This window comes from Streptomyces sp. NPDC048172, assembly GCF_043202595.1.
Classification (GTDB): Bacteria; Actinomycetota; Actinomycetes; order Streptomycetales; family Streptomycetaceae; genus Streptomyces.
On the sequence record NZ_JBIDAT010000007.1, the window covers coordinates 445958 to 460299 of the forward strand.

Genomic DNA, 14342 nt, shown 5'->3' on the forward strand with positions numbered 1-14342 from the left:
AGGGAGCACCGGATGCACGATTACGACCTTCTGGTCGTAGGGTCCGCCAACGCCGATCTGGTCGTCGGAGTCGACCAGCGGCCCGCGGCGGGCGAGACGGTGCTCGGGTCGGATCTCGTCATCCACCCGGGCGGCAAGGGCGCGAACCAGGCAGCGGCGGCTGCCCGGCTCGGTGCCCGTACCACTCTGCTCGCGCGCGTCGGGGACGACGCGTACGGGCGGATGCTGGGGCAGGCCCAGAGGGATGCGGGCGCCGACACCACCGGCCTCCTGGAGGGCAAGGACGCACCCACCGGCGTCGCCCTCATCACCGTGGACTCCGCCGGTGACAACAGCATTGTCGTCTCCCAGGGTGCCAATGCCCGGCTCACGCCCGAGGACGTGGCCGCGGCACGCCCCCTGTTCCAGGCGGCGGCGGTCGTCTCCCTCCAGCTGGAGATCCCCTTGGAGACGGTCGCGGCGGCGGCGCACACCGCCGCCGGTTCGGAAGCGCGCGTCGTGCTCAACCCCTCGCCGCCCGCGCCGCTCCCCGACGACGTGCTCGGCCTCTGCGACCCCCTGGTGGTCAACGAGCACGAGGCCCGCCGCCTGCTGGAAGCCCGCACGGAGGGAGGTTCCGGGAACGACCTGCCCGGAACGCCCGAGGTGTGGGCCGAAGCCTTGCTGGAGCTCGGACCGCGTTCCGTCGTGGTGACCCTGGGCGCCGCGGGCGCCCTCGTCGCGGCGCCCGGGACCGCCACGGTCCGCGTGCCGAGCCCCGCCGTCGAGGCCGTGGACACCACGGGCGCGGGCGACGCCTTCACGGGCGCGCTCGGCTGGCGGCTGGGACGCGGTGACGACCTGGTGGACGCGGTGCGGTACGCCGTGCGCGTCGGCTCGTTCGCCGTGACACGGGCCGGGGCGCAGGAGTCGTACCCCAGCGCCGAGGAGATCGAGAAAGGCACGTTCACGTGAAGAAGTCCGGGATACTCAACCGCCATCTCTCCGGAGCCCTGGCCCGGTTGGGGCACACCGATCTCGTCGTGGTGTGCGACGCCGGTCTGCCGATCCCGGAGGGCCCCGCGGTCGTTGACCTGGCCTTCCGCGCCGGTGTGCCGTCCTTCGCCGACGTGCTGGACGGCCTGCTGGACGAGCTTGAGGTCGAGGGCGCGACGGCGGCACGCGAGGTGCGTGACGCCAACGCGGACGCGAGCGGTCTGCTCGACCGGCACTTCCCGGAGCTGGAGCTGATCTCGCACGAGGAATTCAAGTCCAGGACGCACCAGGCGCGGCTGGTCGTACGTACGGGCGAGGCCAGCCCGTACGCCAACGTGCTGCTGCGCTGCGGCGTGCCGTTCTGACGGGGCCGCCCCCGACCAGGGTGGCGCTCAAGGGTGGTCCGAAGACTCGAAGGGCCCGGTCCACAGGACCGGGCCCTTCGTATTACCCCCCTCGGCTCCCCCCTCGTTTCCCCCCGGGGAGTACCGATACAGGTTTGACCCACGTCCCCCGGGAAGGGTTGTACCGGCTCGGGCGAATTCCTCCGGACTCAGCCGAGCACGTGCCGGACGTACCGTTCCGCCGTCTCACGCAGCACTTCCGCCCCGTCCCGTTCCCACAGCGCGGGGTTGAAGATCTCGACCTCGACGGCGCCCTCGTACCCGGCGGCGTCGACCGCGCGGCGGAAGGCCCGCAGGTCCACCGCGCCGTCCCCGAGCTGCCCCCTGCCCAGCAGCACGCCCTCGGGCAGCGGAGTGACCCAGTCGGCCACCTGGAAGGCGGCGATACGTCCGTCGGCGCCCGCGCGGGCGATCTGCGCGGGCACCCGCTCGTCCCACCACAGGTGGTACGTGTCCACGACGACGCCCACCTCCTCGGCGGGGAAGCGCTCCGCGAGGGCGAGCGCCTGGCCGAGCGTGGAGACGACGCAGCGGTCGGAGGCATACATGGGATGCAGCGGTTCGACGGCGAGCCGCACCCCGCGCTCGCGCGCGTACGGGCCGAGTTCGGCGAGCGCCTCGGCGACCCGTTCGCGCGCTCCCTCCAGGTCCTTGCCGCCGGGCCCCTCGGGCAGGCCGCCGGAGACGAGGACCAGGGTGCTGGTCCCGAGAGTGGCGGCCTCGTCCACGGCCGCGCGGTTGTCGTCGAGCGCCCGGCGGCGCGCTGCGGGCTCCTCGGCCGTGAAGAACCCGCCCCGGCAGAGCGAGGTGACGGTCAGCCCGTGCTCGCGCACGAGCCGCGCCGCTGCCTCGGGCCCGTACCGCTGGACGGGCTCGCGCCACAGGCCGACGCCGGGGACGCCCAGCCTGGTCAGCCCCTCGCACAGCTCGGGCAGGGAGAGCTGGCGGACGGTCTCCTGGTTGAGGGAGAGCCGCGCGAGATCACCGCTTCCGCTGTCGCCGCTTCCGGTCGTCACTGGGCCACCCCCTGGAGCGCCAGCAGGGAGCGCATACGGGCGGCGGCCAGGCCGGGGTCGGGGAAGAGGCCGACCGCGTCCGCGAGTTCGTAGGCCCTCGCCAGATGGGGCAGGGAACGCGCCGACTGGAGGCCGCCGGCCATGGTGAAGTGGCTCTGGTGCCCCGCGAGCCAGGCGAGCAGCACGACGCCCGTCTTGTAGTAGCGCGTCGGCGCCTGGAAGAGGTGCCGGGCGAGCGGGACGGTGGGGTCGAGCGCGGCGCGGAACGCCGTACGGTCGCCCGTGTCCAGTCGGCGCACGGCGTCGGCCGCGAGGGGCGCGAGCGGGTCGAAGACGCCCAGCAGCGCGTGACTGAACCCCTTCTCGTCGCCCTCGATCAGCTCCGGGTAGTGGAAGTCGTCGCCCGTGTAGCAGCGCACGCCGTTCGGAAGGCGCCGCCGCAGCGCGACCTCGCGCCCCGCGTCGAGCAGCGAGACCTTCACGCCGTCCACCTTGTCCGGATGGGCGGCGACGACGCTGAGGAAGGTCTCCGTGGCGGCGTCGAGGTCCGTGCTGCCCCAGTAGCCCTCCAGGGCCGGGTCGAACATCGGGCCGAGCCAGTGCAGGATCACCGGCTGTGCGGCCTGCCGCAGCAGGTGCCCGTAGAGCTCCTCGTAGTCCTCGGGCCCGCCGGCCGCCGCCGCGAGGGCGCGGGAGGCCATCAGGATCGCCTGTGCGCCCGTCTCCTCGACGGTCTGGAGCTGCCGCTCGTAAGAGGCGCGAACGGCCGCCAGGGAGTGGCCCGTGCCGGTCAGGTCGTCGGTTCCGGCGCCGCAGGCGAGGAGGCCTCCGACCGCCTTGGCCTCGGCCGCCGAGCGCCGGATCAGCTCCGCGGCACCCTCCCAGTCCAGCCCCATGCCGCGCTGCGCGGTGTCCATCGCCTCGGCGACGCCCAGCCCCTGGGCCCACAGATGGCGGCGGAAGGCGAGCGTGGCGTCCCAGTCGAGCACGGCCGGACCGTCCGGCGAGGTGTCGGCGAACGGATCGGCCACCACGTGCGCGGCGGCGAAGACCGTACGGGACGTGAGGGGCGCCTTCTCCGGCTGTACGGACGGTACGGACGGTACGGACGCCGTGGACGAGCGGTCGTCCGTACGGGGCGTGTACGCACGCGTCGTCCCGTCCGGTACGGGCAGCAGAACGGCCTCGCTCACAGCGTCAGCTCCGGCACGTCGTAACGGCGTCCCTCGGCGCTGGACTTGAGGCCCAGCTCGGCAAGCTGCACTCCCCGCGCACCCGCGAGGAGGTCCCAGGACCAGGGCTCGTCCAGGACGACGTGGCGCAGGAACAGCTCCCACTGGGCCTTGAACCCGTTGTCGTACTCCTGGTTGTCGGGCACCTCCTGCCACTGCTCGCGGAAGGGCTCGCCGGAGGGCAGGTCCGGGTTCCACACCGGCTTCGGCGTGCCCGCGCGGTGCTGGAAACGGCAGCCGCGCAGCCCCGCGACGGCGGAGCCCTCGGTGCCGTCCACCTGGAACTCGACCAGTTCGTCGCGGTGGACGCGCACCGCCCAGGAGGAGTTGATCTGCGCGACGACGCCGCCGTCCAGTTCGAAGACCCCGTACGCGGAGTCGTCGGCCGTCGCCTCGTAGGGCTCGCCCCGCTCGTCCCAGCGGCGCGGGATGTGCGTGGCGGCGAGGGCCTGGACGGAGCGCACCCGGCCGAAGATCCCGTGCATCACGTACTCCCAGTGCGGGAACATGTCGACGACGATGCCGCCGCCGTCCTCCGCGCGGTAGTTCCACGAGGGGCGCTGGGCCTCCTGCCAGTCGCCCTCGAAGACCCAGTAGCCGAACTCGCCCCGTACGGAGAGGATCCGGCCGAAGAATCCGGCGTCCACCAGCCGCTTGAGCTTGCGCAGGCCCGGCAGGAAGAGCTTGTCCTGGACGACGCCGTGCTTGACGCCCGCGCGGTCGGCGGCGCGTGCCAGGTCGAGGGCGGCGCCGAGCGCGGTGGCGGTGGGCTTCTCGGTGTAGATGTGCTTCCCCGCCGCGATCGCCTTCTTAAGAGCGTCCTCGCGGGCCGAGGTGACCTGGGCGTCGAAGTAGATGTCCACGCTGTCGTCGGCGAGCACCGCGTCCAGGTCGGTGGAGACGGCGGCGGGGTCGAGCCCGTACCGCTCGGCGAGGGCGGCGAGCGCCTCCGGGCGGCGTCCGACGAGGACGGGTTCGGGCCAGAGGGTGTCGCCGTTGCCCAGATCGAGTCCGCCCTGCTCGCGCAGGGCGAGGATCGAGCGGACCAGGTGCTGCCGGTGTCCCATCCGGCCTGTCACGCCGTTCATGGCGATCCGCACTGTCTTACGCGTCACGTGGGTCCTTCCCTCATCGCTCCGGTCATGTGGGATAGCAAGCGCTTTCTACGGGTCAAACTAGCCGCCAATGCGTCCCTTCAACAAGGGACTTGTCCGGCCGGTCTCGCGCCACGCGTCCCCCTGCGCTCAACGCTTCCCCCGCGCCCCCGCCGTGACCTGTTCCGCCGTGCGCGCGCCCTACGGGGCCGTCCGTACCGGGGTCACCGGGGCGCCGGGAATGAGAACATGACCCCGCTCCCAGGCAGACGACTACGGCAGATCACAACGGAGGACCCGATGGCTGTGACCCTCGCCGACGTGGCCGCGCGGGCCGGGGTCTCCGCGGCGACGGTCTCGCGCGTGCTCAGCGGCAACTACCCCGTCGCCGGCGGGACCAGGACCCGGGTCATGCGCGCCGTGGAGGAGCTGGAGTACGTCGTCAACGGGCCCGCGAGCGCCCTGGCGGCCTCCAGCTCGGACCTGGTGGGCATCCTGGTCCACGACATCGCGGACCCGTTCTTCGGCATCATCGCCGGGGCCGTCCAGAGCGAGATGGGCGACGGCGCCGAGGGAGGCGGCCGTAACGGGCGCAAGCTCGCCGTCGTCTGCAACACGGGCGGCTCTCCGGAGCGCGAGCTGACCTACCTCACGCTCCTCCAGCGCCAGCGCGCCGCCGCCGTCGTCCTCACGGGCGGCGCCGTCGAGCACCCCGAGCACAGCCCCGCGCTGGCCTCCCGGCTCCGCCGCCTCGCGGAGGGCGGCACCAAGGTCGTCCTGTGCGGCAGACCGCCCCTCCCGGAGCCCGGGGCCACCGCCGACACGAGCAGCGCCCCCGTGCCCGCGCCGCGCACCGCCCCGGACGAGTCCCAGGGCGGCGCGGGAGGGGGCGCACGGCCCGACGGGCACGGCATCGTCACCGTCTCCTTCGACAACAAGGGCGGCGCCCGGCGCCTCACCGAACACCTGCTCGCCCTCGGCCACCGCACCATCGGGTACGTGGCGGGCCCCGCCGAGCGCACCACCACCCGCGACCGCCTCGACGGCCACCGGCTCGCGCTGGGCGCCCACTCCCCCGGCCTGCTGGAGGACGCGGAACGGCTGACCGTGCACGGCGGCGCGTACGACCGCTCGTCCGGCTACGACGGCGCGCTCGAACTGCTGCGCCGCGCCCCGCAGGTGACCGCCGTGCTCGCCGCGAACGACACGGTCGCACTCGGCATCTGCGCGGCCCTGCGCGACCAGGGGTTGCGCATCCCGGAGGACATCTCCGTCGCGGGCTTCGACGACCTCCCGTTCAGCGCGGACGCGGCCCCCGCGCTCACGACCGTACGGCTGCCGCTGCACGACGCGGGCGTCCGTGCGGGACGGCTCGCCCTGGGCCGTCAGGCGCCGCCGCCGGGCGGCGTCGCGACCGTGCAGGCCGAGCTGATGGCCCGCGCCTCCACGGCACCGCCCCGTGCGGACCGAGACGAGCGGGACGAGGCGTAGGGCACCCGCACCTTGTCGGACAGGACAGTCATCTGGTCCTCTGTGCGCATGCGACTCGCCTTTTCCACCCTTGGCACCCCTGCCCTCCCTCTTCCCGATGTGCTCAGCCTCGCCGTGGACAACGGCTTCCACGGCGTGGAGCTGCGCGCGCACCCCGAGGAGCCGGTCCACCCGGGCATCGGGCTGACCGAACGGGTCGACGTGGTCGAGCGGTTCAAGGACGCGGGCATCGAGATCCTCGCCCTCGCCGGGTACCCGCGCATGGCGGAGAGCGGCGACGACGAACCGGTGCTCGCCCAGCTGCGCGCCCTCCTGGAGCTGGCGCGGGACCTCGGCGCGCCCTATGTCCGCGTCTTCCCCGGCGGGGGCGACTCGGGGATCGCCGAAAGCGACGCAACGGCCGTCCGCCGTCTGGGCAAGGCGGCACCCATGGCGGCGGATCTGGGCGTACGCGTTCTGCTGGAGACGCACGACTCGCACCGTACGGGGACGGATGTCGCCCGGGTGCTGAAGGACGTGGGCCATCCCTCGGCGGGGGCGCTCTGGGACGTGATGCACACCTGGCGGGGCGGCGAGGATCCCAGGAAGAGCTACGACGCGCTGGCCCCCTACCTCGGCTATGTGCAGGTGAAGGACATCCCCTCGGAGGAGGACACCACGCCGCTCCCGCCCGGCGACGGCGTGCTGCCGCTGGCCGAGACCGTCGCGCTCCTGCCTCCTGACGGGCCCTGCGAGTGGCTCTGCTGGGAGTACGAGAAGCGCTGGTACCCGGAGGTTCCCGAGCTGGCCGGGCAGCTGCCCCGGGTGCGCGCCCATCTGGAGCGCCTGCTCGCCGACCGCGCGTGACGCCTCGCGCCCGCGTGGCACGTCCCACCCGGGCGCGCGGGGTTCCGCCGCGCACCAACTCCCCCGATGCGGGGACTTGAGGGGAAAGAAGGAACCTTCTCCCCTCTTCGGTCGTCCCACCGGCGTACCGCCCGAGAGTCGCCGTGGCACGGTGTCGGCCTCGCTGCTGGCTGCGTCGCTGACCACCCTCTCCACCGCCCGCGGCCGGCGGTACGCCGCCACCGGTGCGCCCCTCCAACCGCGCTGGTGGCGGCTCACTCCTTCGACGTATGGCCCCTCGGCGCGCCGCAGGGGCAGGCTGGGGTCCCAGTTGGGTGGGGAGCAGGGATCGACCGGGGGGAGCCGGGCACACATGCGTATCCATGCGATGCGCGCTGCCGTGCTGGCCGCGGGGTGCGCGATGGTGCTCGCGCTCGCGGCCAACGGCTGCACGCAGTCGTCGGGTCCGGCGAGCGCGGACAAGGCCACGGAGGGCGCTCAGGGCAAGGACGGGCGCCCCGGCGTGGCCGCGTCACCGACGGCCGACGAGGGCGCGAGCGGGGGCCGGGGCGGGGGCGCGGGCGCGGACGACGACAGGACGTTCCTGGCGCGCGGCGAGTGCGCCACCGGCAACCGGCAGCGGGTCGAGGAGGTCGGCTGCGACACCGAGCGGGCGGCGGCCAGGGTCCTGGCGCGGCACGAGGGTTCCCCCGCGAAGGGGCCGCGCTGCCCGGAGCGTACGGACTTCGTCCTGCACATCACCGAGCGGCTGCCGGACGCCGACGAGGACGGCGACGGCGCGGTCCCGCGCGGCTACGCCTGCATGCGGAGCCTGGAGGCCCCGCACCCGGGCGACCCCGGGCACGGCGGCGGCGCCCGCACGGTCGTGGGCGACTGCGTGTACACGGCCTCGCGGGAGACCGAGGTGCGGGAGACCCCGTGCGCGCCCCGCGCGGGCAAGCGCGCGCCGGAGTTCAAGGTGGTGCGCCGGGTCGCCGAGCGGGCCGCGTGCCCGGCGGACACGGCGCTCTACGTTGACCTGGGCGGCGCGAAGCCGGTGGGCTGCGCGCGGCGCGTCTGACGCACGTGTGTCCGGCACCGCCGGAGCGGTGCCGGACACATGTGGCGTTACGACGTCACGACGTCACGGCCGCAGCGTCATCTCACGCTTGTCGGGCCGGTCGAGCTTCTTGTCGTACGACGTCAGCCTCTTGGGCTTCTCGCCCGGGTCGACGTCCACGTCCGCCCACTTCATGAGCATGCGCGTGGCCTTCACCCGGTCGTCCTCCGCCAGCTTTGCGATGTTCGAGCCGTGGTTCTGGCCGGGCGCGGTGAACAGGGCCGAGTCCTTGCTGCCCTTGCCCAGCCGGAACGGCTCGGCGCTCCACGGGTCGTTCTCACCGTTGACGAAGAGCATGCCCTTCGCGTGGTGGCGCACCCAGTTGTCGACGTCCCGCATGGCCTTGTCGTTCTTGTTGAACTTCATGGGGATGTCGCGGGGCACGTACGTCCGCGGCACGTTGATGCCCGGGTACTTGCGGACGTCGTCGAGCAGCGGCTCCTCGTAGTCCGGGGAGCCCATCTGGGTGCCCGCCTGGTAGTAGTACGGCGTGTAGGGCAGCATGCCCTGGTCCGTACCGGCCTCCCAGCCGCCGATCTCGTCGGCCCACTTGTAGAGCTCGTCCGTGGACGCGTCCTCACCGGGTACCGTGCCGCACTCGTCCTGCAGGTGGTACTGCCAGAAGCCCCACACCAGGTCCTGCGCGACGATCTCGAACGCCTTGTCGGCGCTGCCCGCGAGCTTGAAGGTGTACTTGTTCTCCTTCGCCCACTTCTCCAGGCGCGGCACCATCTCGTCGCGGCGCTCGAAGATCTCGTGCTGCGTGGTGTTCAGCTTGTCGCGGCACTCTTTGCTTCCGACGTTCTTGAAGAAGTCGTAGTAGGCGGAGTCTTCCTTGTTCCGCACGTCGTTGGGCGCGACGTACGCGACGGTGCCGTCCATGTCGTTCGGGTAGAAGCGGCGGTAGTACGTCGCCGTCATGCCGCCCTTGCTGCCGCCGGTGGAGATCCAGTTCTTGCCGTAGATCTTCTTCAGGGCCTTGAAGATGCGGTGCTGGTCGCTGGCGGCCTGCCAGATGTCGAGCTTCGACCAGTCGGCCGGGTCGGGCCGGGACGGCGTGAAGAAGCGGTACTCCATGGAGACCTGGTTGCCGTCCGTCATCTGCGTCGGCTCGCTGCGCGACGGGTTGGTGTTCAGCCCGTAGCCGGAGGTGAAGAAGACGGTGGGGCGGTCCTCTCCCTTGTGGAGGAAGGAGATCCGCTGCTTGAAGGTCCCCTTGGAGGGGTGCCGGTGATCGATCGGCTGCTTGTAGTTGAGGACGAAGTACCGGTAGCCGTCGACCGGCTTCTCCTCGATGAGGCTCATCCCCGGAATGGCGAGGATGCGGTCCTTGATGTCCTTCTTCGCGGCGGGCGCGTCCGTCGGCGCCGCGCCCGCGGTGGCGGCGCCGGCGCTGACGGTGCCTATGAGCACCACCAGTGACAGCAGCCATCTGAGCGTTCTTCGCATAAACCCTCCCCTGGGTTCACAAAAGTCGTCGTGAACCTATCTGCGCCGTCATGGCTCCCGCCAGACCCAGGTGTACGTATGCGGGAACGTGATGACCGCTGAGCGGTGACCCGGGCCGCCCTCCGGAGGCCCGGAGCTACCCTGCGGCCATGACCGACACCCCCGCTGATGCCTCTGCCCCCCTCGTGACCGGCCCGCGCGGCATGGCGCTGCTCTCCTTCCACCGGGAGCCGGAGGACGCCCGCTCCGCCGCCTACGTCCTGGTCGTCCTGCGGCACGGCGGACGGCTGCTCATGGTGTACGAACGGGACCGCGAGTGCTGGGAGTTGCCGGGCGGCGGCATCGAGCCGGGCGAGACGGCCCGCGCGGCGGCGGTCCGCGAGGTCAGGGAGGAGACGGGCCAGCGCGTACGGGAGGAGGACCTGCGGTTCGCCGGGTTCAGCCGCACCGCGCTCGGCCCCGAACGCGGCGTTCTGGAGGGCGCCCTGTTCACCGGCGAGATCCCGGACCCGGTGCCCTTCGCGCCGACCAGCGAGATCACCGCGATCCACTGGCGCGAACCGGACGAGCCCCTGCCGTACGGCCGTGTCCAGACGGTGGACGAATATCTGGTCGCCCTCTGCCAGAAGTGAGGCGTACGGTCGGCGCGTGCCGGCACCCCATGGATTCACGTACCAGGAACGGCCGGGCGGTTCCGTGACCGTCTCGCACCACGGCCGCCCGGTGACGACGCTGCGCGGCGCCCGCGCCGAGCGCTTCCTGACCGAGGTCCGCGCCGGCGAGGAGCAACAGGTCATGGCCCGCTGGACGGGCAACTACAAACGCGGCAACGAACGCACGGCCAAGAACCACCCCCGCAACCGCCGCGCTTGACTCAAGAGGGGCCGAAGGGGCACCCCCTCCTCCGAAGCGGAGAAGAGGGCACCCCGAACCGTCCGGTCAGGCACCCACAGGCTCGGCCTCGCCGGAGAACGTGCGCCACAATTTCGCGTACCGCCCGTCCAGGGCCAAGAGCTCCTCGTGCGTGCCGTCCTCGACCACACGCCCGTGGTCGAGCACCACCACACGGTCCGCCCGCGCAGCAGTCGTGAGGCGGTGGGCGACGACCAGCGTGGTGCGCGTCCCGGAGAGCTGGTCGGTGGCCTGGTTGACCAGCGACTCGGTGGCCAGGTCGAGCGCCGCCGTCGCCTCGTCCAGCAGCAGGATGTCGGGGTCGACGAGCTCCGCACGGGCGAGGGCTATCAGCTGGCGCTGGCCCGCCGAGAGGTTCCTGCCGCGCTCGGAGACGGCGTGCAGATAGCCGTCCGAGAGCGAGGCGATCATGTCGTGGGCGCCGACCGCGCGGGCCGCCGCCTCGACCTCGGCGTCGGTGGCGTCCATCCGGCCGTAGGCGATGGCGTCCCGCACCGTGCCGGGGAAGAGGTACGGCTCCTGCGGGACGACGCCCAGCCGGTGCCGGTAGGACGTGAGGTCGAGGTCGCGCACGTCCGTACCGTCGACGCGGACGGCGCCCTCCGTCGGGTCGTAGAACCGCGCGACCAGCTTGACGAGGGTCGACTTGCCCGCGCCGGTCTCGCCGACGAACGCGACGGTCTGGCCCGCGGGTATCCGCAGGTCGATGCCGGACAGGGCCGCTTCCTCGCCGGGGACGGCGTCGGCCGTCGCGTAGTGGAAGCGCACGTCGTCGAAGGCGATCTCACCGCGCGGGGCGGGGAGCTCGACCGGCTCGGCGGCCTGCGGGGTGCTGGTCTCCTCGCGCAGCAGCTCCTGGATGCGGCGCAGCGAGACGGCGGCCTGCTGATAGCCGTCGAAGACCTGCGAGAGCTGCTGCACGGGCGCGAAGAACAGCTCGATGTAGAGCAGATAGGCGACCAGGGCGCCCGCGGTCAGCGTGCCGTTCTCGATGCGGCCCGCGCCGACGACGAGGACGGCGGCGGTCGCGAGGGAGGCCAGGAGCTGCACGAACGGGAAGTAGACCGAGATCAGCCACTGTCCGCGCACCCGCGCCTGGCGGTATCCGTCGCTGCGCCGCTCGAACTGGTCGATGCCGCGCTCCTCGCCGCGGAACGCCTGCACCATACGGAGCCCGGCCACGGACTCCTGAAGGTTCGCGTTGACGACGCTGACCCGCTCGCGCGCCAGCTCGTACGCCTTCACGCTCTGGCGGCGGAAGAAGAACGTGCCAATCACCAGCAGCGGCAGGGTCGCGAAGACGACCAGCGCCAGCTGGACGTCGATGACGAGCAGCGCGACCAGGATGCCGAGGAAGGTGAAGGCCGAGACGACGGCGGTCACCAGGCCGGTCTGGAGGAAGGTGGACAGCGCGTCGACGTCCGTCGTCATACGGGTCATCACGGCGCCGGTCAGATGGCGCTCGTAGTAGTCGAGCCCGAGGCGCTGCAGCTGAGCGAAGATCTTGACCCGCAGCGAGTACAGCACGCGCTCGCCGGTACGTCCGGTCAGCCTGGTCGAGCCGAACTGCGCGGCCCACTGGGCGATCACGACGACCAGCGCCAGCACGGAGGCGGCCCAGACGGCGGACAGCGCGCCCTTCTCGACGCCGTCGTCGATGCCGTGCCGGATCAGCACGGGCAGCACCAGGCCGAACCCGGCGTCCAGGGCGGCGAAGAGCAGCGCGAGCAGCAGGGCGCCGCCGAAGCCGTGCAGCAGCCGCCGCAGCCCGTAGGACTCCTCGCGGCCCTCGGCGCGTGCCTCGTCGATGTCGGGGGTGTCCAGCGCGGGCGGCAGTGCCTCGACCTTGGCGAGCAGCTCGGGGCTGCCGGGCATTCCGGCCAGCTCGGAGGCGAAGGTGCCGGGGCGTCCGCTCTGCGCGGCCGTGCCCGCTCCCGCACCGCCGGAGGCGTCCGTACGGGCGCCGTCCGCGCCCTCGTCCTCGTCCCGCACCCACAGCTCGGGGGTGACGCCGTCGACGGTGCGGTGCTCGTCGTGCGCGGCCATGCCCGCCGGGTCGCGGTCGACCTCGCCCAGCTCGTCGGGGTCGGTCAGCAGGCGGCGGTACAGGGCGCAGCGGGCGGTCAGCTCCTCGTGGGTGCCCAGGTCGACCAGGCGGCCGTCGTCGAGGACGGCGATGCGGTCGGCGAGCGCGAGGGTGGACTGCCGGTGCGCGATGAGCAGCGTGGTGCGTCCGGCCATCACGCCGCGCAGGGCCTCGTGGATCTCGTGCTCGACGCGCGCGTCGACGGCCGACGTCGCGTCGTCCAGCAGGAGGAGACGCGGGTCGGTGAGGATTGCGCGGGCGAGCGCGATGCGCTGGCGCTGGCCTCCGGAGAGGGTGAGCCCCTGCTCGCCGACGGTGGTCTCGTACCCGTCGGGCAGGTCGGCTATGAAGCCGTCGGCCTGCGCGGCGCGCGCGGCGGCCCTGATCTGCTCGTCCGTGGCGTCGGGTGCGCCGTAGGCGATGTTCTCCCGGATGGACTCGGAGAACAGGAAGCTGTTCTCCGGCACGAGGCCGATCGCGGAGCGCAGGGAGTCGAGGGTCAGCTCGCGCACGTCCTGGCCGCCGACGCGGACGGCGCCGCCCGTCACGTCGTAGTAGCGCGGGAGCAGCATGGAGACGGTGGACTTGCCGCTGCCGCTGGTGCCGACCAGGGCGACGGTCTCGCCGGGCTCGATGCGCAGGCTGAAGCCGTCCAGGACGGGCTTCCCCGTCGCGTATCCGAACGTGACGTCGTCGAACTCGACGGACGCCTCGGCGTCCCGGGGCAGCTCGTGCGCGTCGGGGCTCTCGGCCATCTGGGGCTCGGCGTCGATCAGGTCGTAGACCCGCTCGACGCCCGCGCGGGCCTGCTGCCCGATGGTGAGCATCATGGCGAGCATCCGGACGGGGCCGACGAGCTGCGCCAGGTACGTCGAGAAGGCGACGAAGGTGCCGAGGGTGATCTGGCCGCGCGTGGCCATCCAGCCGCCGAGCGCGAGCATGGCGACCTGGCCGAGGGAGGGAATGGTCTGGAGGGCGGGGGTGTAGCGCGCGTTGAGCCGCACGGTGCGCAGCCGTCCGGCGAACAGCTTGCGGCTGATGTCGCGGAGCTTGCTGGTCTCCTGCGCCTCCTGCCCGAAGCCCTTCACCACGCGGACGCCGGTGACCGCGCCGTCGACCACGGAGGCGACGGCGCCGGCCTGCTGCTGCGCGTACCAGGTGGCGGGGAAGAGACGCTTGCGGCTGCGGTCGGCTATCCACCACAGCAGCGGGAAGACGGCGAGCGAGACGAGGGTGAGCAGCGGCGAGAGGACGACCATCACGATGAGCGCGACGAGGAACAGCAGAATGTTCCCGATCATCATCGGCAGCATGAACAGCAGGCTCTGCACGAGCTGGAGGTCGCTGGTGCCGCGCCCGACGACCTGACCGGTGGACAGCTCGTCCTGGCTGCGTCCGTCGAGCCGGATGATCGAGCGGTACATGTCGGTGCGCAGGTCGTGCTGCACGTCCAGCGCGAGCCGCCCGCCGTAGTACCGCCGGGCGTACGTGAGGACGTAGATCACCACGGCCGCGGCGATCAGCAGCCCGATCCACGTCCACATGCCGCCCTGGCCGCCGACGACCACGTCATCGATGATCACCTTGGTCAGCAGCGGCACGAGCGCCATGACGCCCATTCCCGCGAGCGAGGCGCCGAGCGCGAGGATCACCGCGCGTCTGTACCGCCAGCAGTATCCGGTCAGCCGACGTGCCCACCCCGGCTGCGTCTCCGTGCGACGACCCACGCCCCGTCCCT

The 14342-nt window shown here is 72.4% G+C and carries 12 protein-coding genes; 7 read left to right on the top strand and 5 right to left on the bottom strand.

Features of this window, described 5'->3' with window-relative positions:
- Nucleotides 1-12 precede the first annotated feature (12 nt).
- Both ACGF3A_RS31395 and rbsD read left to right on the top strand, forming a co-directional pair.
- Nucleotides 13-954, top strand: a complete 942-nt coding sequence (locus ACGF3A_RS31395) for a ribokinase (RefSeq protein WP_393733761.1) — start codon at nt 13-15, stop codon at nt 952-954.
- Complete coding sequence (rbsD, locus tag ACGF3A_RS31400) at nt 951-1340, top strand: D-ribose pyranase (RefSeq protein WP_393733762.1); 390 nt, start codon at nt 951-953, stop codon at nt 1338-1340. The genes ACGF3A_RS31395 and rbsD overlap by 4 nt, the downstream gene beginning before the upstream one ends.
- A 188-nt stretch (nt 1341-1528) precedes the next feature.
- Here rbsD and ACGF3A_RS31405 read toward each other — a convergent pair whose 3' ends face one another.
- From ACGF3A_RS31405 to ACGF3A_RS31415, 3 genes are read right to left on the bottom strand one after another with little or no spacing between them, the layout of a single operon-like run.
- The gene (locus tag ACGF3A_RS31405) at nt 1529-2395 is read right to left on the bottom strand and encodes a sugar phosphate isomerase/epimerase family protein (RefSeq protein ID WP_393733763.1); all 867 of its coding nucleotides are present in this window, start codon (nt 2393-2395) and stop codon (nt 1529-1531) included.
- The gene (locus ACGF3A_RS31410; protein WP_393733764.1) at nt 2392-3588 is read right to left on the bottom strand and encodes a dihydrodipicolinate synthase family protein; all 1197 of its coding nucleotides are present in this window, start codon (nt 3586-3588) and stop codon (nt 2392-2394) included. The genes ACGF3A_RS31405 and ACGF3A_RS31410 overlap by 4 nt, the downstream gene beginning before the upstream one ends.
- Entirely contained in the window at nt 3585-4742 is a 1158-nt protein-coding gene (locus tag ACGF3A_RS31415) for a Gfo/Idh/MocA family protein (RefSeq protein WP_393733765.1), read from the bottom strand. The genes ACGF3A_RS31410 and ACGF3A_RS31415 overlap by 4 nt, the downstream gene beginning before the upstream one ends.
- Before the next feature lie 279 nt (nt 4743-5021).
- Here ACGF3A_RS31415 and ACGF3A_RS31420 point away from each other — a divergent pair, with 279 nt between their 5' ends.
- From ACGF3A_RS31420 to ACGF3A_RS31430, 3 genes are all read left to right on the top strand, one after another.
- Nucleotides 5022-6212: a LacI family DNA-binding transcriptional regulator gene (locus ACGF3A_RS31420; protein ID WP_393733766.1), complete on the top strand. Its 1191-nt coding sequence runs from the start codon at nt 5022-5024 to the stop codon at nt 6210-6212.
- A 48-nt stretch (nt 6213-6260) separates the two neighbouring features.
- Complete coding sequence (locus tag ACGF3A_RS31425; RefSeq protein WP_393733767.1) at nt 6261-7058, top strand: sugar phosphate isomerase/epimerase family protein; 798 nt, start codon at nt 6261-6263, stop codon at nt 7056-7058.
- 352 nt (nt 7059-7410) lie between these two features.
- Entirely contained in the window at nt 7411-8118 is a 708-nt protein-coding gene (locus tag ACGF3A_RS31430) for a hypothetical protein (protein WP_393733768.1), read from the top strand.
- A gap of 63 nt (nt 8119-8181) precedes the next feature.
- On the opposite strand, the gene ACGF3A_RS31435 is transcribed toward ACGF3A_RS31430, so the two are convergent.
- Nucleotides 8182-9606, bottom strand: coding sequence for a S28 family serine protease (locus ACGF3A_RS31435; RefSeq protein ID WP_393733769.1), 1425 nt, complete (start codon nt 9604-9606; stop codon nt 8182-8184).
- Between the two features lie 149 nt (nt 9607-9755).
- Between ACGF3A_RS31435 and ACGF3A_RS31440 the strand changes: the two genes are divergently transcribed.
- Complete coding sequence (locus ACGF3A_RS31440) at nt 9756-10238, top strand: NUDIX domain-containing protein (protein WP_393733770.1); 483 nt, start codon at nt 9756-9758, stop codon at nt 10236-10238.
- A gap of 16 nt (nt 10239-10254) precedes the next feature.
- On the top strand, nt 10255-10479 hold the full coding sequence (locus ACGF3A_RS31445) for a hypothetical protein (protein ID WP_393733771.1): 225 nt from the start codon (nt 10255-10257) through the stop codon (nt 10477-10479).
- Between the two features lie 66 nt (nt 10480-10545).
- Here ACGF3A_RS31445 and ACGF3A_RS31450 read toward each other — a convergent pair whose 3' ends face one another.
- The gene (locus tag ACGF3A_RS31450; protein WP_393733772.1) at nt 10546-14331 is read right to left on the bottom strand and encodes an ABC transporter ATP-binding protein; all 3786 of its coding nucleotides are present in this window, start codon (nt 14329-14331) and stop codon (nt 10546-10548) included.
- Between the last annotated feature and the right edge of the window lie 11 nt (nt 14332-14342).